Below are 19,925 nucleotides of genomic sequence, written 5' to 3' on the forward strand. Positions count from 1 at the left end.
AGTCCCCCGTTATCATCCGACGCGGGGGACCCTTAGCAGCTTTCAGGCCGCCTCGGTAAGAGGGCCGCCGATGCTGCACGCCATGTCGACGCCCAGCACGTGTGCGACGCGCCCCATCGCCATCCATGCGGCGGTGGCATAAGTCAATTCGACGATCTCGGCATCGCTGAGGTGCTGCTTCAATTCGGCCCAGAAAGCCTCGTCCGTAGCAAGACCGCGCGGGTCTTCGCCCATGCGCTGGGAATAGCGCACGGCGATCCGTTCGCGATCCGACAGGGCCGAAAGGTCGCCGTTGAGAACGGCCTGGTACATGTCCTCGTCGGGATGTTCGTCCTGTTCCAGAACGCCGGCATCGAGCCCGATCGCGCGAAGATCGCGTTCGGAGCGCCAGTTCTTGCACACGACGCAGCCATTGATGACGGCGGTCGCGATGCGGCAGGCCTCGAACATGCGCAGCGGCAACGTCGAAAACCGATAGGGCGACATGGCGAACTTGTCCGCCGCCGCGATGATTTCAGGCGAATACTGCGCCGCAAGGCTGGGAATCGGGGAATCGGGCTGTGGGTCGAGTGCTACGCGCATGATGCTCTCTCCGATAAGCGGGGCCCTCGTTTCCGTGGCTTTCGGACCGGACCCTCGTTTCGGGCGGCGGACCGCCGCTCCGTTCGCGTGCAAGGCTACGCGAGGTGCAGAAAGAGTCAATCATGTATGTTTTTTATCATCCCTAGTCCTCGCGACTGGCGATGAGATCGGCCGCAAGCCAGAGAATGCCGACGTTAATCGCCGGAACCAGCATGAAGGCGAGCGAACCTGTCGCCCCATCGGCATCGAAGAACATGTTCCACGGCATGCCAATGTAGGCAAGGAAGATACCGGCAAGCGGCTCCTCTCCCGATCCCGTCGTCCCGATATAACCCAGCGTTGCCGCGAGGTAGAGTCCCAGCGCCGCGAGGTAGACCGCAGTAAAAAGCCGAACCAGCCACTTCATGACCGTTCCCCCCGAACGATCGCGACCCTCAAAATCGATCATACCAGATCGGCGCCTCGCCATGAAGTGTTGAGGCGCAGGCCTGCAGTTTACCCGACTTCGGGCACCTCGTTTTCCTCGACAGGAACGTAGACCTTCCAGTCGACATGCAGCGGTTGACCTTCCGGTGCATCATCAAGCTGAGCGGCTAAGAAAGACGCAGCACTTGTCAGGCCGCCTCCGTGCGGGTCCGAAGTTAGCGACTTCACCAGTTCCGAGGCCAGCGCGATCTTTCCTTCCATCGCCAACATCTGGACAAGTTCGAACCAAAGCGACTTGTCATAGGGAGCCAGGATGGCGGCACGCTCCAGACCGTGCCGAGCGGTTTCGCTTGGCGGAAGGCCACGATCCTCGAAACTTCGATAGTAAAAGATCAGCGGGATCGGATGGTCATTCTCGATCCTGTTGAGCGCCGTGAACGCCGCAATCGCGATATTGTAAAGCTCCGCCCGATCTTCGCCGGATGCTGCATTTTCCGCCTTGCGATAAAGAGCATAGCCCTTCTGAACATGCGCGTTGACGAGTGTGGAATCCAGCGCGAGCGCCTTGTCCGCAGCCGCGATCGCCGCGTCATCGAACCCTGCGTCGAATTCGGCCTCAGCCAGCGCGGAAAGAACGCCCGGATCGCCGGGATACTCTGCCGCAATCCGGCGCGCATCCTCGACAAGCTCTGCTGCGGCTTCATCATCAACGCCGTTTCTCGAGCGGATATGCAGGGGCATCATCTCGTCCATACCCTCCGACAGCGTCCGGATCGTAATCGGTCCAACGCGGGTCATCTCGCTATTCAGAAAAAATGTCTTCATGCGCCGTTTGCGCAAATAGGAATCAAGATCCTTGTCCAACTGTTCCAGGCTGCCAAACGCGTGCTGTGCCGCGGGCAGAGCAGCCATCCCCTGCGCCAGCGCAGACCAGTAGGCGGCAAGCTGTCCTCGCCGCGCATCATCGAAAGTGAGCATGTGATAGAGAAGCCAGCTTCGGCCATAGAATGCGTCGAAACCGCGGTGCTCCTTCGACCGGTATTTCTCCTCGTCAAGAAGTTCTTCAATCGACACCTGCGCAGCACGCATCAGTTCGTAAGCGCGATGGTTGGCGGGCCTGCCGATGGACAATTCGCCGCTGTTCTTGAATTCGGCAGAAGCAAAGAACTCGGCCCCACCCTCGCTCAACCAGCGGGGCATCGCCCGGCTCGACTTCGAGATCATGAAATGGTGCGCATATTCGTGGAGGAGCACGCCCTGTGACCGGCTTGTGCTCGATGTTCGCAAGTCTGGAACGAAGGCCACTGTATTGCCTGCCGCGGGCCTGTAATATCCGACGATAAATTGTGCGCCAGCTCCATAGAGGTCCTGCACTTCATCCTCGTCTCCGACGTCGTAGATCGTCACCCGGTTCGATGGACTCGGTATCGACGGCTGCGTATTGGTGAGCAGTTCCATCGCGGAATGGTAGCGTTCGAGGTTTTCCGAAAACCTCCTGAGCGTCCGTTCCGAACTCTGGGAATAAATCACGAAGTGATCGCTGCTGGCTTCGCGCCATTTTGCCTGAGCAGGAACGGCAAAAAGCACAGCAAGGCACAAAATCAAAAAATACCGCAAGTTGAGACCCCGAACTTTGCCTACGCAACTCGTAGGCCAATCTGAAACACTGGAACAAGGGTCTGATCCGTCTTTTCCAATTCTACACGGCTGGAAACCAAAAAGGGCCGGAAAACCCGCAGGTCTTCCGGCCCTTTCATAAAGCCTTGCAAGGCGTAAGCGATCAGCCGCCGACGGCAGCTGCGACTTCTGCTGCGAAGTCGCTTTCTTCCTTTTCGATGCCTTCGCCCAGCTGGAAGCGGACGTAGTCCTTCAGCACGATCTTCGCGCCTGCATCCTTGCCAGCCTGGTCGACCACCTGCTGGATCGGAGTCTTGTTGTCCATGACGAAGACCTGCGAGAGCAGTGCGTTTTCCTTGGCGTACTTGGCGACGGCGCCTTCGACCATCTTTTCCTGAACGTTCTCGGGCTTGCCGCTTTCGGCCGCCTTTTCGCGCGCGATCGCACGCTCACGCTCGATCACTTCGGCGTCGAGGCCTTCAGCGGTCAGCGCCTGCGGGAAAGCGGCGGCGATGTGCATCGCCAGCTGCTTGCCGAGGCCTTCAAGAAGATCGGTCGCAGCTTCCGATTCCAGCGCGACGAGAACACCGATCTTGCCAAGGTTCGGCGCAGCGGCGTTGTGCACGTAGGGAACGACGACGCCCTGATCGACCGAAACGGTCTTCATGCGGCGAACCTGCTGGTTCTCACCGATGGTGGCGACATTGTCGGTCAGCTTGTCGGAGACGGTACCGCCGGTCGGATAGGCTGCTGCCTTGAGCGCTTCGACGTCATCACCATCCACGCCCAGCGCAACTTCAGTGGTCTTGCGCACGAAGTCCTGGAACTGATCGTTCTTGGCAACGAAGTCCGTTTCCGAGTTCACTTCGACGGCAACGCCCTTGGTGCCTTCGACGGCCACGCCGACGAGGCCCTCTGCCGCGGTGCGGCTGGACTTCTTGGCGGCGGCGGCAAGGCCCTTGGCGCGCAGGAAGTCGACGGCGGCTTCGAGATCGCCGTTCGTTTCTTCCAGTGCCTTCTTGCAATCCATCATGCCCGCGCCGGTCTTTTCGCGCAGGTTCTTCACGTCAGCGGCGGTGTAAGCCATCGCGTCGTTCCTCTTTCATTTGGATGTGCTGCCGGGCGGCAGCGGATGCGGCCCGGCGCACGAAACATCAAAACATGACGGGGGCATGACGCGCCCTGGCGCGTGAACCCCGTCAGAAGGCAGTAATGCCTCAGGCGGTTGCCTCTTCGGCAGCCGGCTCTTCCATGGCGCCGACGTCGACACCCGAATCGGCAACGCCCTTGTTACCGCCCTTGCGTGCGGCGTCAGCGATCGCGTCACAGTACAGGCGAACGGCGCGCGATGCGTCGTCATTGCCCGGAACCGGGAAAGCGATGCCCGAAGGATCGACGTTCGTGTCGAGCACGGCGACGACCGGGATGCCAAGGGTGTTGGCTTCCTTGATGGCCAGCTCTTCCATGTTGGCGTCGATCACGAACATCACGTCCGGAATGCCGCCCATGTCGCGGATGCCGCCCAGCGAAAGCTCGAGCTTGTCCCGCTTGCGGGTCATGTCGAGGATTTCCTTCTTGGTCAGGCCCGAAACGTCACCCGAAAGCTGTTCCTCGATGGTCTTCAGCTTCTTGATCGACTTCGAAACCGTCTGCCAGTTGGTGAGCATGCCGCCCAGCCAGCGGTGGTTCACGAAGTACTGACCGCACGAGAGCGCAGCTTCGCGGATCGGGTCCTGCGCCTGGCGCTTGGTGCCGACGAAGAGAACCTTGCCGCCGGCCTGCGTGGTGGCCGAAACGAAGTCGAGCGCGCGCTGGAACAGCGGAACGGTCTGCGACAGGTCGATGATGTGCACGCCGTTGCGCGAGCCGAAGATATACGGCTTCATGCGCGGGTTCCAGCGGTGGGTCTGGTGGCCGAAGTGTGCGCCGGCCTCGATCAATTGCTGCATCGTGACGCCAGTGGACGCCATAGTCATTTCCTTTCCGGTTGAGCCTCTGGAAGACGGATGACCGCGGCGGGACCTGCCCTGCCGTGGCACCGGTATGTGTGCCTTCCATGTGGATTTTGCCTGCACGTCCGGAATTCGGTGGAATCCGAATCCCTTGGAACAGACGCCGGCGCCCTTAGCGCGGGTGGAGACAAAAGAAAACCCCTGCCGCGCCCACGCCCCCAAGGGATCCGCCGCGGATCGGGGTTTGCGGCCGACAAGCCGTTCCACCCTTGACAGAGTAGAACAAAAAGGGAACAAAGCGAATCAGGAAGACTACTTAACCGAGTCGCTTCTTCGCATCGCGCCCCAACCCTTTACCGGAACGGGCGGTGGAACAAAAGGGGGTCATTCAATGTCGGCCATCATTTCCGGTCTCGTCGCGTTCTTCTTCGTCGCCGCTGCCATGGGTGGCTGCGTGCTCGTCGGAAGCCTGCTGTTCGACCTGCTCCCCGTTCTGCGCAACGGCGACGATCGCCTGCGCCAGCCGCTCGTCTTTCCTGAAGTGAGCGAAAAACCCGCCGTCCGCACGCCGGCCAATGTCTATCGCATCGCGCCGACCGGACGGGTTGCCCTGCCCGTTACTGCGCCGCTGCGCGCTGCCGCCTGACCCTGGCGTAACGGAATACGCCCACGGGCAACAACAGCAGGTAGATCCCAGATACGACGACCAGCGTCCACCACGGTTCGAGGAACAGGAACGCACCCAGCAGGCCGACCAGCGCGATCAGTTCGAGCCGAACCGAACGGCTCGGCTTGATCGAAGTCCAGCTGAGCGTGGCAAGGTTAGAGATCATCAGGAACGCGGTGACGATCACCCAAGGGAACACCAGCCAGGGATCACGGAAGATTTCGAGATCCGTCGCCTTCCACAGGTAGAGCGGCAGGAACGCCACACCGGCACCGACGGGCGCCGGGATCCCCGTCAGGAAACCGGCCGACTTGTGCGGTTGCTCTTCCTCGTCGATCTGCGCGTTGAAGCGCGCAAGCCGCAACATGCAGCACAGCGCGAGCGCCAGAGCTGCGAACCAGCCAAAGCGGGGCAGGTCCTGAAGCGACCATGCGAAAAGGATAAGCGCGGGCGCGACGCCAAACGAAAGCGAATCGGCAAGACTGTCGAGTTCGGCACCGAACCGGCTCTGCGCCTTGAGCAAGCGAGCGATCCGCCCGTCGATGCCGTCCAGCGTCCCGGCGACCAACACGGCAAGAACCGCACGGTCCCAGTCGCCGGCCATGCCGAACCGGATGCCGGTGAGGCCGATGCACAGGGCGGCCGCCGTAATCGCGTTGGGCACCACGGCCCGCATCGTCAGGCCACGCGAACGGCGCGAGGGCACCGCGCGTTCGCCATGCGTGACGCGGGGGCCGACATCGCCCGGTTCCGCCATTCTATCGTCGTGCTCTTGCGTCACAGGCGGACACCTTCCAGCATTTGGGTTGCGCCGACTTCGGCGATAATGGTCTCTCCCGCGACGGTTTTTTGGCCTTTGAGCACTTTCGGCTCGGTCCCGGCGGGAAGGTATATGTCGACGCGGCTGCCAAAGCGGATCAGTCCGACCCGCTGCCCCGTGCCGACCATGTCCCCCGGCTTCACGAAGGGAACGATGCGACGGGCGACAAGCCCCGCGATCTGCGTAAAGCCGACCTGCACACCGTCCTGACGTTCGACCAGGAAATGTTGACGTTCGTTGTCCTCGCTCGCCTTGTCGAGATCGGCGTTGAGGAACTTGCCGGGAATATAGACCACGCGGCGCACCGTGCCCGCGATGGGCGAGCGATTGATGTGAACATCGAACACGCTCATGAAAATGGATACGCGGGTAACTGGTTCCGACGACATGCCGCGCGATTCCCCGCCGTCGTCCATCTGCAGTTCTATCGGCGGCGGAACCTGCGTGATCAAAGTGACCAGCCCGTCCGCGGGCGCGACGATCGCGTTTTCGTCCTGCGGCACGATGCGTAGCGGATCGCGGAAGAAGGCCAGCACGCCCAGCGTCAGGAAAGCCAGCGGCCAGGCCAGCGTTTCCCATGCCATGACCGCACAGCCCAGCGACGCCGCCGCGGTGATCAAGCCGAATTTCCGACCTTCGGGGTGGATCGCAGGCCAGCGCCAGCCAGCTTCGCCGCGTCCGCGGTTGTCGAGAATTTCTCCTGCCATCGCCGCTATCTAGAAGGCTGGGCAGCGAGCGGCAAGCGAAGTCGCGCGTTCAACCGGACGGGCCAACCTCTTCCGCCCTCCCGGAACGCGCCATTTACCAGATACGATAATGCGGTTGCGTTTTAAGTAAGGTATCCTTATTAGTGCTGCAAAAGCGAGTGGGAGGATGCAATGAAAACCACGAATTCGAAGGGATCGGGGCGTGTTCTGAAGGGGTTTCTGCTGGGTTCGGCGGTGGTCTGGGCCGCGCCTGCGCAAGCCCAGAGCGAAGACGAGGAAACCGCCAGCCCGGCGGAAACGAATGCCATCGTCGTTACGGCACAGCGACGCGCCCAGCGGCTTGAAGAAGTACCGTTGGCGATCACCGCGCAGACCGGGCAACAGCTCAGCGAGGCGGGCGTCGACGACATCCGGGATTTGGGCAACGTTGTTCCCGGCCTTACCTTCACGACCCAGGGCGCATTTGCCGCGCCCACTATTCGCGGGGTTCAATCAACCGTCGCCATTGCCGGCGCGGATTCACCGGTCGCCATCTACGTCGACGGGGTCTACCAACCCAATCAGCTGGCGAACGTATTCGAGCTGGCCGACATCGAGCAGCTTGAAGTCTTGAAAGGTCCACAAGGCACGCTGTTTGGCCGCAACGCGACGGCTGGCGCGGTCGTCATCCACACGAAGAAACCTGAATTCCGAACGACCGGCTCCATCGAGATCAGCGAAGGCCTGTTCTTTGGCGGCAGCTCCCGGACTTCGACTGACACGACGGTGAAGGGCTTCGTTTCGACTCCGCTAGTGCCAGACCTCGTTGCTGCCAGCCTTTCGGGTTTCTACGAATACATCGACGGCTATCTCACTGACGACCGCACCGGTAACCGCACCGGGCGCGTCGACAAATGGAATCTTGGCCTAAAGTTCCTCATCCAGCCCGCCGACAATCTGGAATTCCTGGTCAGCGGCTCACTCAGCGACAGGACCGATTTCGCGGCGATGGCGACCCAGCCGCTGAACGGGAACTCGAACGCACAATTCTATCCCGACGCGGTGGTGCCGACCCAGCCCTGGCACGTCGCGACCGAGCTTGAGCGAGGCGGCAACCCGACGCGAACCAGGCACAAGGCGCTATCGTTGAAAGGCACGCTGGAACTCGACGACGTCGGCACGTTCACATCGATCACGGCGTGGCAGGACATCAAGGCCCGCATCACCGTCGATATCGACGCAGCCTACTCGCCGCAGTGCACAGCCGTCTTTGCCTGCATTCTTTATGACGAGGACTATCCTGAAGAGACATTCCAGCAGGAACTGTCGTTCGCTTCCGAACAGTTCGGAGCCTTCAGTTTCGTGGCGGGCGCGTTCTACTACCGCGACAGCCACTTCATGGGGAACGGCATCCAGCCGCTTCTGCGCGCGGATGGAAGCGTCGATCCGAGCGAGACTTACGCGGTCGAATTCGATTCGACGATCAAGACCCGAGCGTGGGCGGCCTTCGGCGAAGTCAACCTCGATGTCAGCGACAGCCTGCACCTTATCGGCGGGCTCCGGTATAGCCGCGAAAAGCGGTTCGGCCTTGGGGATGCGGTGCCCTTTTTCCCGACGACCGGGGCGGTCATTTCCGATTCCTGGACCCCACGCCTGTCCGTTCGGTACGATATCACTCCCGAATGGAACGTCTATGCGACATATTCTAAGGGTTTCAAAAGCGCGGTCCTGGACACCACCGGCCAGTCCAACAACTTCGCCGCACCGGAGACGATCACCAGCTACGAAATCGGCACGAAGGGCAAATTCGATGCGGTCTCGTTCTCGCTCGCCGCATTCTACTACGACTACACCGACCTGCAGGTACAATTTTTCGACGGCAGCGCGACGATCCTCGCCAATGCCGCCGACGCCACGATCTACGGACTCGACGGCGAAATCAGCGTCGAGCTGAGCGACAATTTCAACTTGCGGGCGGTGGGCTCCTGGCTACCGGAAGCAAAGTACGACACGTTCGAGAACGGCGTTGCCTTCGCCCTCCCCAATACGCCGGCCGGGATGAGCCAGGTGGTTCTGGATGCCAGCGGCCAGCGCCTGTTGAAGGCGGCGAAGTTCGCCGGGTCGCTCTCGCTCCGCTACGAAGGAAACGTGGGATCGGGAGAGATGGACGGCAACGTTACGCTCGCCCATTCAGGATCTTATGATTTCGACCTTCTGGGCAGGGTCAGGACCGGACCCTACACGACGGTCAACGCGCAACTGGGCTATCGGCCCGGAGGCGGGGCACTGCGTTTTGCCGTCTATGGCAAGAACATCACGAACGAGGCCTATTTCACCAGCGCTCTGCTCGGCAACCAGGCAGATGCGCCGGTTTACGCCCCGCCGCGCCAGCTTGGCGTCAGGCTGCAGTATGATTTCTGAATTCCTGACGGGGCGTTCGCAAGCGGCCGTCCCGTCAATTCGCGCAAAGGCCGTCAAGCAGCGTGTCCACGAAAGTCCGGGCCTGCCGATCGACATCGACCGGCTTTCCCGCGAGCGATGTGCGCATTGCCACGTGTTCCAGCCCGCCGAACACCATGTCGCGGACCATCGCCGCATCAAGACCTGCCCGCAATTCGCCTCTCTCCACGCCTTCGCCGACGGCTTCTATCACCGTGTTGGCGAAACGGCGGTTCAGCTTGTGAAGCGGCGAGCCGACATAGTCCGCCCAGCGCAGTTCCTGATAGAAAACGCGGTGAAGGCGCGGCGTGTCGTCCATTCCTCGCAAGTAGCTGGTGGCGATGAGCACGAAGCGTTCCCGCACGGACGTCGCACCCTCAAGCCGCAGCAGCAGATTGGTTATGAAAGGCTCCGCCCACTCGGTCAGGACTTGATTGATCAGGGCCTGCTTACTGTCGAAATAGCGGTAAACCAGCGCCTCGGACACGTTCGCACGGGCCGCGATGCGGGCCATCGACACGCCCGAAAGCCCCTTCGCTTCGAGCATCTGTCTGGCCGCCGCGATGATTTCCGTCGGCCGGTCGTTCTTGCGCCTTCGCCAAGCCGGGCCTTCGTTCGAAATATCGGGCGATGCCTGGGTCGACATGGAAGAAACCTGGCCTTTGTGCTGGAACGGATGGATGGGTCTTATTTCATCGACGACCCGAAGTTGGCAAGGTCGCTGGCAGCAGAATGCCGGAGGGGAAGAGACGAATGAGCCAGTTTCCGATGACGCTCGGGTCCGGCACGTTCCATATCGATGCCGCTCTTGACGACAGGACTCGCGAAAGCTGCCGGTCCGAAGCGCGTTCGGGCAACGACGCTCATCCGATCTTCGCATTCGTCGCCGCGCTTCGCGGAACCGGCACGTCGATCGAGACGCTCTGCTCGCTTTGCGGCTGTTCGATCGCGGACGGGCCGGTGCTCGCTTCCTGCGACATCGAGTATCTTGCCGCCATGCCCGTAGACGAGACCTACCGCGTCGATGCCCGTATTACCGACAGGATAGAAAAGCCCAGCCGCCGGTTCGGCAAGGCCGTCCACGCATTCGTCGAATTCGCGATCGACCGGGACAGCGACGTCTGTGCGAAAGTGCGGCTGCACATCATCATGCCCAGGAATTCCAACCATGACTGACGGACCGAACTGGAATCTCGACGACGTTTCGGCGTCGGAAATGATTTTTTGGGCCGACCTGCTGGACGATCCCAATCCCATCCATGCCGATCCGGAAGCTGCGCGGCGGCTTGGCTTTGGCAACCGGACGGTGAACCCCGGTCCGGTCAATCTGGCCTACGTCCTGAACCTCGTCGCGCAGCAGTTCGACGCGACTGCGCCTTCGCGCATCACCGCGCGCTTCCTGGGCAACGTCATGGCCGGAGACGATGTCACCGCGGTCCTTGTCGACCGGACGGCGGACGGCGGGTCGGTGATTTTGCAGCGCAACGGTGATGAAGTCGTACTTCAGGCCGACTTCACGCTGCCGCAGGATTCCGGCTCGTGAACGGGATGGCTACTTCGGGTGCGACGATCTGGGGCCTCATCGAAATGCGCGCAGCCGCCGAACCGGACGCCATCGCCCTGGACGACGGCACGTCTCAGCTTTCCTATGCCGACTTGATCGAACAATCCGCGCAGATCGCATCGGGTCTCACCTCAAAGGGTATAGTGCGCGGTGACCGCGTTGCGATCCTCTCGGAAAACTCGATCCGCTACACCCTCCTGCAAATGGCCTGCGCCCGCATCGGGGCTATTGCCGCCTGTCAGAACTGGCGGCTCTCGGTCGATGAATTGCAGCACTGCATTTCGCTAGTGGAACCTGCCCTGTTTTTCTTTTCGGAACGCTATCGTGAAGTTGTAGGCGCCATTGGGGCCGACCTCGCCGCCATCGCGATGTCCGATCTGCCGGTTGGAAAGCCCATGCCCGCCACGGCGCAAGCGGACGATCCCTGGCTCATCATCTATACCAGTGGGACGACCGGCCTTCCCAAGGCGGCCGTAATATCCCAGCGTGCGGAAATCGCGCGCATGTGCACCTTGCGGCTCGACCTCGGCCTGGAGAAAGCCGACGCTTTCATCGCCTGGGCTCCGATGTTCCACATGGGCGGGACGGAACATACGATGGCGACGCTGATGGCCGGCGGCCGGGTTTTCGTGATCGACGGATATGATCCGGCACAGATGGCGACGGTTCTGCAATCCCACGCAATCGGCTGGCTCTTGCTCGTTCCGTCCACGATCATGCCGCTGGTCGAGGAGCTGCGAAGAAAAGGCGTATCGCCACTGTCGGTCAAAGCAGTCGGCTGCATGGCCGACCTTTGTCCCGAAGCCGAGATCGCGGCGGCCATCGAAACGCTTGGCGCGCCCTTCCTGAACAGTTTCGGGGCAACGGAAACGGGGCTTGGCCCCTTGACCGGCAACCTTGTTCGAAGCCGCCCCGATATTGCAGACCTCGCCAAGCAGCCAAGCTCGCTCTACGAAATTCGCCTGACAGACAGCACGGGCCTTCCCTGTGCCGATGGAGAGGTGGGCGAAGCGGTCGTGCGCAGTCCATGCCTGTTCGACGGCTACTGGAACGCGCCGGATGCAAATGCGGACGCGTTTCGCGATGGCTGGTTCCGCATGGGCGACCTGTTTTCGAAACGTCCCGACGGCCGGTTCGAATATGCCGGTCGGTCGAAATACCTGATCAAGTCGGGCGGGGAGAACATCTATCCTGCCGAAATCGAACGCGTACTGCTGGGCGATCCGCGTGTCGAACAGGCGGTCGTCGTGCGGCAAAGCGACGCGCAATGGGGTGAAGTGCCGGTCGCGATCATGGTGGCATCGGGCATGTCGGAAGACGATGCCCGCGCCCTGCTGGAACTGCGTCTCGCGCGTTACAAGCTTCCGCGCCGCTATATTTTCGTGACCGAGGAGGCGCTGCGGCTCAATGTCAGCGGAAAGGCCAACCGGACCGCCCTCGAGCAGCGGCTCGAGGAATTAGCCGGCCTCTGATCAGCCGATCGGCAGGGTCGCGAAGTCCGGATGGTCAGTTCCGGTCGCGCCAATGGTGTTCAGTGCGGAGAGGTCACCGGTAATCGCGACATCGGGCAGGTCGGTGCCCGCGACGAGGATGTGCTTTCGGCCAGCGATGGCCCAACGTCCGTCGCGCTTTTCCATGCGGTCGTTGTAGAAGCCGAAGAACCCGGTCAGCCGCGAATTATCGTTGCTTTGGACGCTATCGGCCGCGAGCGACAGGTTGTATCCGGTAACCCGCGCGCTGCTGCCGTCGATGGCGGTGCGCAACTGCGAGGTGAAGTGCCAGCGCCTGCCCATGCCGCGCTCGACCTCCATCAGGATCGGCTTGAAGTCGGCTCCGCTGCCCTTGAAGAAGCCATAATCGATCTGGGCATCATCCCAGAACACCCGGTCCAGCGTTGCATCGTCCAGCCAATCGAGCGCGAGCGAATAATCGGCGAGCACACGGGCGATCGCCAGTTCGTCCTCCAGGATGGAAATGCGCGCCTCAAGCGCGGCCATGCGGCCCTCGTCAGTCACAGTCGTCTCCCGTTTTCAGGCATCGTATCGCAGCTGTCACGTCCGTGCCATTAATTCGAATACGCAATACCATATTGATCACATCGAGAAAATGATAATATATTATCGAATTGATTGACCCGCAGACCATGCGGGCTGCAACGGGAGTGCGATTAGATGAACATGGCGAGCGACAAGTTCCGGATAGATCCCAAGGCGATCGAATGGGTCGAACGCGGCGACGGCCTGTTCGTCGGCGGCAAACTTACCCGGGGCAGCGGCGAGGAACTTGCCGTTATCGATCCGGCGTCCGGTGACCGCATCGGCACGATCGCGGCAGCTTCCGTGGCGGAGGCCGATCGCGCTGTCGCGGCGGCTCGCGAATCTTTCGAGGACGGCCGCTGGCGCAACATGGACAGCGATCAGCGCAGCCAGATCATGTGGCGGCTCGCCGAACTGATCGCGCGCGACAGCGAAGCGCTGGCCGCGACCGAAGTGCTGGACAACGGAATGCCCATGCCCTTTGCGCAGTGGGAAGTGGATTCGATGGGCAAGTGGCTTCGCCATTACGCCGGTCTCACCCGCACCATCATGGGCAGCAACGCGAGCCAGGCGATCTCGTCACAGGCCGCTGAATTTCATGCCTATTCGCGCAAGGAACCTGTGGGCGTTGCAGCGCTGATCGTCCCCTGGAACGCGCCTGCCGGCAACCTCACGATCAAGCTTGCCCCTGCCCTTGCGTCTGGCTGCTCGGTGGTGATCAAGCCTGCCGAGGATACGAGCGTCAGCGCACTGCGTATTGCCGAACTCGCCAGCGAAGCGGGTGTGCCCGCCGGGGTCATCAACGTCGTCACCGGGCGCGGGCATGACATCGGTGCGCACCTGGTCGCCCATCCCGACATTGACAAAATCAGCTTTACCGGTTCGACGGACACGGGCCGCCGGATCGCGGCAAGCGCGGGTCACGATCTCAAGCGCCTGACACTGGAACTCGGCGGCAAGTCGCCGGTCATGGTGTTCGACGATTGCGATGTCGAAACCACGATCCCGCAAGTCGCGATGGCCATTTTCGCAAATACGGGCCAGGTCTGTTTCGCTGGCTCACGCCTGTTCGTGCAATCGGGCGTCTATGACCGCATCGTGGAAGGTATCGCAGAGTTCGCGAAAGGCCTGGCCGTGGGCTCCGGCTTCGAAGAGGGCGTCCTGCTCGGACCGCTGATTTCCTCCAAGCAGCTCGACCGCGTCACCGGATTTCTTTCATCTGGCAAGAAGTGCGGAGCCAGCGTTGTGACCGGCGGGGATACCATTTCGCGCGGGGGATTCTTCGTCGAACCGACGGTTTTTGCCAACGTCGATGCCGATGCCGAAATCGCGCGCGAGGAAATCTTCGGCCCGGTCCTCGTCGCCAATCGCATCGACGACGAGGCCGAGATGCTGCGACTTGCCAACGATACTCGCTACGGTCTTGGCGCGGGGATCTTTACCCGCGACGTCGGCAGGTTGCATAGGCTTGCCGCGCGGCTTCAGGCGGGGAATGTCTGGGCCAATTGCTATGGCAACGTGCATCCGACCCTGCCGTTCGGCGGCTTCAAGGAATCGGGCATCGGCCGTGAAATGAGCAGTGAAGGCCTCGACGCTTTCCTCGAAACCAAGTCCGTCTATGTCGACGTGACGGCGCGTTAATCCGCCTCCGCCGCCGCCACCCTTTTTGCGGTGGCGTCGGCGCGGGCCAGCGCCTGCGTGCGCGCCGGTTCGGCCAGGACCGGAGAGACCGCGAAAAAGAACGCGCTTTTCAGTGCGTCGGCCACGCTTTCATCCTTCAACGATCGCTGCATCCAGTTCAGGAATACCGAGTATTCGAGATCGACCTGCCTTTCGCACGCAAGCGCGAGGTCGATACGCGGATCGAGCTGCCCCGCGTCCTGCATCGCACCAAGAAAATGCTCCACTCTGCCGATCGCGACCGATCGCATCGAAAGGCGCGCGCGCGCGTCGATCGTCGGGCTGAAATAAAGCTGCATGATCGCACGGGCATATTCGGGATCGCGGTGCAGTTCGTTCATGATCCAGTCGTACTCGGCCTCGACCGCGTCGAAAGTCGCAGGGCGGCCCACTTTATCGAGATGTTCGGCAATGCCGCTCATGTGCTCGACAATGGACTGGTAGATGACGCCTTCCTTGCTTTCAAAGCTGCGATAGATCGTGCTGGGCGCGACTTCGGCCAACTCGCTCAATCGGTTGATCGTCATCGCCTCGACCCCGCCTTCGGCCAGGATCTGGTGCGCGAACTTCAGGATGCGCATTCGCCGTTCCGCCATGCGCGGACTGTCATAGCGGGTGCGCGGGCCGGTGCTGCTTTCGTCTGGTATGATCGCGTTCATCGCTCGCGACACTAGCATGAATATCGCATCTCACCACCCAGATATCCCTTGCTTTCAAGGGCAACTCACTTAAAATGAGAACGAGATTGCGTTTTGACGCAGCGTCGAGAGAGGTTGAATGATGCTGAAGGCCTATTTGCGCCGTGCAGGCAGGATCGTGCCCACGGGAATTTGCGCCGGATTGGGTGCCTTGCTGCTGGCCGGTTGTTCGACATCCGACGCTGCTTCGGATCCGGACGACGGCTGGCCCACACATGGCGGCAATTATGCCGAACAGCGCTATGCAGCGGGCACCCAGATTTCTGCCGAGAATGTGGGCGGCCTGAAATTGGCATGGTTCCACGATCTGTCGACCAGCCGCGGGCAGGAAGCCACGCCGCTGATCGTGGACGGCGTGCTCTACACTACCACCGCGTGGAGCATGGCGGTCGCGGTCGATGCCGCGACGGGTGAGGAATTGTGGACCTTCGACCCGGAGGTTCCGGGCGAAGTCGCCATCCGCGCCTGCTGCGACGTTGTGAACCGCGGTCCGGCCTTCGCAGCGGGGAAGCTTTACATCTCTACACTGGACGGTCGCCTGATCGCGCTCGATGCCAAGTCGGGCGAGCCGATCTGGACGACGATGACGGTCGATGCGGACAAGGACTACACGGTAACCGGGGCGCCGCGTGCTGCGGCAGGGCTGGTCTACATCGGCAATGGCGGCGCGGAACTGGGCGTGCGCGGATATGTTTCGGCCTACGACCAGGAAACCGGCAAGCTGGCATGGCGCTTCTACACCGTACCGGGCGATCCGAAAGTGAAGGACGGGGCAGCCTCCGACGAGATTATCGAGAAACTGGCGCGAAAAACGTGGTCCGGCGACGCCTATTACGAATATGGCGGCGGCGGTACGGTCTGGGATTCGATCGTCTACGACGAGGATCTCGACCGGATCTATATCGGGACCGGCAACGGCAGCCCGTGGACGCACGCGACCCGGTCGGAGGGCAAGGGCGACAACCTGTTCCTGTCATCGATCATCGCGCTCGACGCGAAAACCGGCAAATACATCTGGCATTATCAGGAAGTGCCCGCGGAAAACTGGGACTTCACCGCGACGCAGCAGATCGTACTCGACACGATCGAATGGGAGGGCAAGCCGCGCCAGGTCATTCTCCACGCACCGAAGAACGGTTTCTTCTACATCATCGACCGGACAGACGGCACGCTCCTCAGCGCAGAGAAGTTCGCGAACGCGAACTGGGCCGACCGCGTCGACATGAAGACCGGCAGGCCGGTGGAAGCCGAAGGGGCGCGGTATGAAGACGCACCGTTCCTCGCGACGATCGGCGGTAGCGGCGCGCACAACTGGCACCCGATGTCGTGGGATCCCGAAAAGCGCGTGATGTACATCCCGGCGCAGCAGGTTCCCTTCCTCTACGTGAAGGACCGCAAGTTCAAATATACGCCGGGCACGTGGAACCTCGGCGTCGACATGCTCTCCACACCGCTTCCCGAAACGCCGGCAGACATCGCAGCGATGAAAGAAGCGCTTCAGGGGTCTTTGCTGGCGTGGGATCCGATCGCGCAGAAGGAAGTATGGCGCGTTCCTCACGGTGCACCGTGGAACGGCGGCGCACTCTCGACCGCTGGCGGGCTGGTATTCCAGGGTCTCGCTGACGGAACGTTCCGTGCCTACGACAGCAAGGACGGGTCCGAGTTATGGAAGTTCGACGCGCAGTCGGCGATCCTTGGCGGGCCGGTCAGCTACACCCTGAACGGAAAGCAGTATATCGCGGTCCTCGCCGGCAACGGAGGCGGCTTTCCGCTCACCCTGCCGCAGTTCGATGGGCCCAAGCCAGCGCTCAACGGGCGGATACTCGCTTTCACCTTGGACGGCACGGCGGCACTACCCGAAAAACCGACCGGACTTGCCCCGCTCAACCCCGACAGCGCGAACTTCAGCGCCGAGCAGATCGCATCGGGCAAGGGTAACTTCGCCGCACATTGCGCTTCGTGCCACGGCATGGGAACGCTTTCGGCGGGTATCGTGCCCGACCTGAAGCGCTCCGCAGCTTTGTCCGATGCCGACCTGTGGCATGAGATCGTAATCGGCGGATTGCTGCAACAACGCGGCATGGTCAGCTTCAAGCAGCGGCTGAGCACCGAAGATGCCGAATCGATTCGCGCCTACGTCAGCAGCGAAGCGGCGAGGCGCAAAGGCTCCTGAAACCCAAGCGCTGACGTCAAATTCACGCCGTGCGAGCGATTCGCGCGGCGTGAACAGTTGTTTCCGCATCATTTTTGAAGGGCGGCGGTGGTGGACAGGGCTGGATTCGAACCAACGTACGCTTGCGCGGGCAGATTTACAGTCTGCTGCCTTTAACCACTCGGCCACCTGTCCACACCGGTGCCGCAAATTGGGGTGATACCCCGCTTTGTTCGACGGAACCCGAAGGTGCCGTCCGGCCGAGAGGCGCCCATTTGGCGAAGCCGCGCTTGCCTGTCAATGGGGCTGGTCGCTACAGGCGCGCAAAGATTTAAAAAGGCGAACGATACGATGGCAAAGAAGGGCAAGGAACGTGCACTGCGCGGACGCGCGGGTCGCATGCAGGGCGGACGCGGTAGCGGCCGGGCGACCAAGGGTGCCGTGCGGCTGTGGGGAAAGCATGCCGTCACGGCTGCGCTCAACAACCCCGACCGCGAGGTAAAGCGAATCTGGGCCGTTCGCGAACTGCTTGAAGAACTGGTCGACGCCGGTGAGTTCGAGATTCCTGCGGACGCCCGCGTCGAATATGCCGATGCGCCTGACCTGGCCCGGCTCGTGTCGCGCGATGCGCCGCACCAGAACATCGTGATCGAATGCGAGCCTCTACCCGAACTGTTGCTCGCCGATCTGGACGCCCCCCGGCCCGAAGCGCCGATCGTCGTCCTTGACCACGTGACCGATCCGCACAACGTCGGCGCGATCATGCGCTCTGCCGCTGCGTTCGGCGCCGCCTGCATCGTGACGCAGGACCGGCATGCCCCGCCCGAATCGGGCGTCCTGGCAAAGTCGGCATCGGGCGCGCTGGAAACACTGCCGTGGATTCGCGTCGTGAACCTGTCCCGCGCGCTGGAGGAGATCGCCGAGGCGGGATACTGGCGCATCGGCCTTGACGGTGACGGCGAAGTCACTTTGGCAGAGGCCCTGCCCGTTGGCCCCGTCGCCTTCGTGCTGGGCGCGGAAGGCGACGGCCTGCGCTATCAGGTCGGTCAGCATTGCGACCAGATCGCACGCCTTCCCATCGAAACCGCCGTCGAAAGCCTCAATGTCTCGAACGCGGCGGCAATCGCCCTTTACGCCTGTGCAACCCGCGGCCAGTAAGAAGGCGGGACAGACAGGAGGGTTGAATGGGAAAATTTGTGAACCCGCGCAGCTTGGCTGCGGCGGGCGTCGCGGCATCGTCACTGCTTCTTTCGGGCTGCCTGCTGACGCCGGGTGCCTTTACGTCGGAAATGACGCTGGCGAAGGGCGGGGTCTTCACCTTTACCTATGACGGCGAAATCGCGGCGATGGGCCTGTCGGACCTGGCGCGGATGGGCACGGTCGACGAATTCAAGGCCGAGTGCTTCGACGACGATTTCGAGCAAACCGAATGCACGGCCCAGGAAACTGCCGAGCAGCGGTCGGAATGGGAAGCCGAGCAGGCCAAGGACAAGGCCGAGAAGGAACAGTTCGTCCAGATGATGGGCGGGCTGGACCCGTCCGACCCGGAGAGCGCACAGAAGCTGGCCGATTCGCTGTCGAAGCAGGCCGGTTTCCGCAGTGTTACGCACGTCGGCAACGGCGTCTATGACGTCGATTTCGCGGTCAGCGGGCGGATGACGCACAGCTTCGTCTTTCCGCTGGTCGAAAAGATGCCGACGATGTCGCCCTTCGTCGTTGCCGTCCCGCGCGGCGATGGCAGCGTGCGGATCGAGGCGCCAGGCTTCGGCGGCAACGATTCGATGGCAGATCCGGGCATGGCGATGATGATGGGCATGGCGTCGAAGCAGGCCGGTGTCGACGCGCCCAAGGCCGTCCTGCCCGACGGCACCTTCACCATCCGGACCGATGGCCGCATCCTTGCCAACAACACCGATGAAGGCCCGTCCGAAGAAGGCGGCATGCAAGTGCTGAGCTGGGACGTGAACACGGCCAGCAAGGTCGCACCGATGGCGCTGATCGCTCTCGACTGAGGTCACACCCTCGGCCGACGTCAATGGCGAGATCGAAAGAAAAAGCCGCGCGGGAGACGATCCCGCGCGGCGATTTCTATTTGCGACCCCGTATGCGGGGGTATGCAGACGCGTCTTAGTTGACGGCGTCCTTGAGGCCCTTGCCGGCCTTGAACTTCGGCTGGGTGGAGGCCTTGATCGTCATCGGTTCGCCGGTGCGCGGGTTGCGACCGGTCGATGCCTTGCGCTTCGCGACAGAGAACGTGCCGAAGCCGACGAGGCGGACTTCGTCACCCTTGGCGAGGGCGGCGGTAATGGCATCGAACACGCCTTCGACAGCCTTGGTCGCGTCGTTGCGCGAAAGGCCGCTGGTTTCGGCGACGGTTCCGATGAGTTCGTTCTTGTTCATTTGGTAAAAACCCCCTTTTGGTTCTTTTGTAAAAATTCGTGGGAGGCGGTCGCAGAGTGAATCTCCGCACGCCGATCGCGGTGAGCGAATGCGCGGGAATGGAGCGGCTTTTTACATTTCTGTCAAAGCCAAATCGGCCCCAAAACGGGTAAATTCCGCGCTTTTTTCGATGAATTGAAGTTAACGGCGGGCATCTTCCTCGACAT

Annotated in this window: 20 protein-coding genes and 1 tRNA gene; 9 read left to right on the top strand and 12 right to left on the bottom strand. The window is 61.8% G+C overall.

All coding sequences use genetic code 11. From position 1 onward, the window contains the following. Positions 1 to 42 precede the first annotated feature (42 nt). The 5 genes from FAX90_RS07010 to rpsB form a co-directional block, all read right to left on the bottom strand. Positions 43 to 582 (bottom strand): carboxymuconolactone decarboxylase family protein, encoded by a 540-nt coding sequence (locus FAX90_RS07010; protein ID WP_144096560.1) that lies wholly within the window; start codon positions 580 to 582, stop codon positions 43 to 45. A gap of 142 nt (positions 583 to 724) precedes the next feature. Further along, positions 725 to 988, bottom strand: coding sequence for a hypothetical protein (locus tag FAX90_RS07015; RefSeq protein ID WP_144096561.1), 264 nt, complete (start codon positions 986 to 988; stop codon positions 725 to 727). An 89-nt stretch (positions 989 to 1,077) separates the two neighbouring features. Then, positions 1,078 to 2,595, bottom strand: coding sequence for a hypothetical protein (locus tag FAX90_RS07020; RefSeq protein ID WP_205700626.1), 1,518 nt, complete (start codon positions 2,593 to 2,595; stop codon positions 1,078 to 1,080). A gap of 193 nt (positions 2,596 to 2,788) precedes the next feature. Continuing rightward, complete coding sequence (gene tsf / locus FAX90_RS07025; RefSeq protein ID WP_144096562.1) at positions 2,789 to 3,712, bottom strand: translation elongation factor Ts; 924 nt, start codon at positions 3,710 to 3,712, stop codon at positions 2,789 to 2,791. 130 nt (positions 3,713 to 3,842) lie between these two features. Continuing rightward, positions 3,843 to 4,595, bottom strand: a complete 753-nt coding sequence (gene rpsB, locus FAX90_RS07030; protein WP_144096563.1) for a 30S ribosomal protein S2 — start codon at positions 4,593 to 4,595, stop codon at positions 3,843 to 3,845. Between the two features lie 373 nt (positions 4,596 to 4,968). Here rpsB and FAX90_RS07035 point away from each other — a divergent pair, with 373 nt between their 5' ends. Continuing rightward, a complete protein-coding gene (locus tag FAX90_RS07035) occupies positions 4,969 to 5,223 on the top strand; it encodes a hypothetical protein (RefSeq protein ID WP_144096564.1) in 255 nt (84 codons plus the stop codon). On the opposite strand, the gene FAX90_RS07040 is transcribed toward FAX90_RS07035, so the two are convergent. Then, complete coding sequence (locus FAX90_RS07040; RefSeq protein WP_144096565.1) at positions 5,195 to 6,001, bottom strand: CDP-alcohol phosphatidyltransferase family protein; 807 nt, start codon at positions 5,999 to 6,001, stop codon at positions 5,195 to 5,197. The two genes, FAX90_RS07035 and FAX90_RS07040, sit on opposite strands and share 29 nt — an antisense overlap. A gap of 20 nt (positions 6,002 to 6,021) precedes the next feature. Next, positions 6,022 to 6,771, bottom strand: coding sequence for a phosphatidylserine decarboxylase (locus tag FAX90_RS07045; RefSeq protein ID WP_144096566.1), 750 nt, complete (start codon positions 6,769 to 6,771; stop codon positions 6,022 to 6,024). 171 nt (positions 6,772 to 6,942) lie between these two features. On the opposite strand from FAX90_RS07045, the gene FAX90_RS07050 reads away from it, so the two are divergent. After that, positions 6,943 to 9,171: a TonB-dependent receptor gene (locus FAX90_RS07050; RefSeq protein WP_144096567.1), complete on the top strand. Its 2,229-nt coding sequence runs from the start codon at positions 6,943 to 6,945 to the stop codon at positions 9,169 to 9,171. Between the two features lie 34 nt (positions 9,172 to 9,205). Here FAX90_RS07050 and FAX90_RS07055 read toward each other — a convergent pair whose 3' ends face one another. Further along, a complete protein-coding gene (locus FAX90_RS07055; protein ID WP_170234889.1) occupies positions 9,206 to 9,835 on the bottom strand; it encodes a TetR/AcrR family transcriptional regulator in 630 nt (209 codons plus the stop codon). A 107-nt stretch (positions 9,836 to 9,942) separates the two neighbouring features. Here FAX90_RS07055 and FAX90_RS16545 point away from each other — a divergent pair, with 107 nt between their 5' ends. Genes FAX90_RS16545 through FAX90_RS07070 form a run of 3 tightly spaced genes read left to right on the top strand, consistent with a single transcriptional unit; the run spans position 9,943 to position 12,225 of the window. Then, a complete protein-coding gene (locus FAX90_RS16545; RefSeq protein WP_170234890.1) occupies positions 9,943 to 10,365 on the top strand; it encodes a hypothetical protein in 423 nt (140 codons plus the stop codon). Beyond that, complete coding sequence (locus FAX90_RS07065) at positions 10,358 to 10,732, top strand: MaoC family dehydratase (RefSeq protein WP_144096570.1); 375 nt, start codon at positions 10,358 to 10,360, stop codon at positions 10,730 to 10,732. Before FAX90_RS16545 ends, FAX90_RS07065 begins: the two co-directional genes overlap by 8 nt. A gap of 5 nt (positions 10,733 to 10,737) precedes the next feature. Next, positions 10,738 to 12,225, top strand: a complete 1,488-nt coding sequence (locus tag FAX90_RS07070; protein WP_144096899.1) for a class I adenylate-forming enzyme family protein — start codon at positions 10,738 to 10,740, stop codon at positions 12,223 to 12,225. On the opposite strand, the gene FAX90_RS07075 is transcribed toward FAX90_RS07070, so the two are convergent. Then, the gene (locus FAX90_RS07075; protein ID WP_144096571.1) at positions 12,226 to 12,768 is read right to left on the bottom strand and encodes a nuclear transport factor 2 family protein; all 543 of its coding nucleotides are present in this window, start codon (positions 12,766 to 12,768) and stop codon (positions 12,226 to 12,228) included. Between the two features lie 156 nt (positions 12,769 to 12,924). Between FAX90_RS07075 and FAX90_RS07080 the strand changes: the two genes are divergently transcribed. Then, positions 12,925 to 14,430 (top strand): aldehyde dehydrogenase family protein, encoded by a 1,506-nt coding sequence (locus tag FAX90_RS07080; RefSeq protein WP_144096572.1) that lies wholly within the window; start codon positions 12,925 to 12,927, stop codon positions 14,428 to 14,430. On the opposite strand, the gene FAX90_RS07085 is transcribed toward FAX90_RS07080, so the two are convergent. Next, positions 14,427 to 15,128: a TetR/AcrR family transcriptional regulator gene (locus FAX90_RS07085; protein ID WP_170234891.1), complete on the bottom strand. Its 702-nt coding sequence runs from the start codon at positions 15,126 to 15,128 to the stop codon at positions 14,427 to 14,429. The genes FAX90_RS07080 and FAX90_RS07085 overlap by 4 nt on opposite strands. 118 nt (positions 15,129 to 15,246) lie before the next feature. Between FAX90_RS07085 and FAX90_RS07090 the strand changes: the two genes are divergently transcribed. Beyond that, positions 15,247 to 17,340, top strand: coding sequence for a PQQ-dependent dehydrogenase, methanol/ethanol family (locus FAX90_RS07090; protein WP_240704764.1), 2,094 nt, complete (start codon positions 15,247 to 15,249; stop codon positions 17,338 to 17,340). An 88-nt stretch (positions 17,341 to 17,428) separates the two neighbouring features. On the opposite strand, the gene FAX90_RS07095 is transcribed toward FAX90_RS07090, so the two are convergent. Beyond that, positions 17,429 to 17,514, bottom strand: a tRNA-Tyr gene (locus FAX90_RS07095). Positions 17,515 to 17,670: 156 nt separating this feature from the next. Here FAX90_RS07095 and rlmB point away from each other — a divergent pair. Continuing rightward, complete coding sequence (rlmB, locus tag FAX90_RS07100; RefSeq protein ID WP_144096575.1) at positions 17,671 to 18,477, top strand: 23S rRNA (guanosine(2251)-2'-O)-methyltransferase RlmB; 807 nt, start codon at positions 17,671 to 17,673, stop codon at positions 18,475 to 18,477. A 26-nt stretch (positions 18,478 to 18,503) separates the two neighbouring features. Further along, positions 18,504 to 19,331: a hypothetical protein gene (locus FAX90_RS07105; protein ID WP_144096576.1), complete on the top strand. Its 828-nt coding sequence runs from the start codon at positions 18,504 to 18,506 to the stop codon at positions 19,329 to 19,331. A gap of 115 nt (positions 19,332 to 19,446) precedes the next feature. On the opposite strand, the gene FAX90_RS07110 is transcribed toward FAX90_RS07105, so the two are convergent. Beyond that, a complete protein-coding gene (locus FAX90_RS07110; RefSeq protein ID WP_066763228.1) occupies positions 19,447 to 19,719 on the bottom strand; it encodes an HU family DNA-binding protein in 273 nt (90 codons plus the stop codon). Positions 19,720 to 19,925: the final 206 nt, after the last annotated feature.

Origin of the sequence: Croceicoccus sediminis, assembly GCF_007570835.1 — a bacterium.
Lineage (GTDB): Bacteria > Pseudomonadota > Alphaproteobacteria > Sphingomonadales > Sphingomonadaceae > Croceicoccus > Croceicoccus sediminis.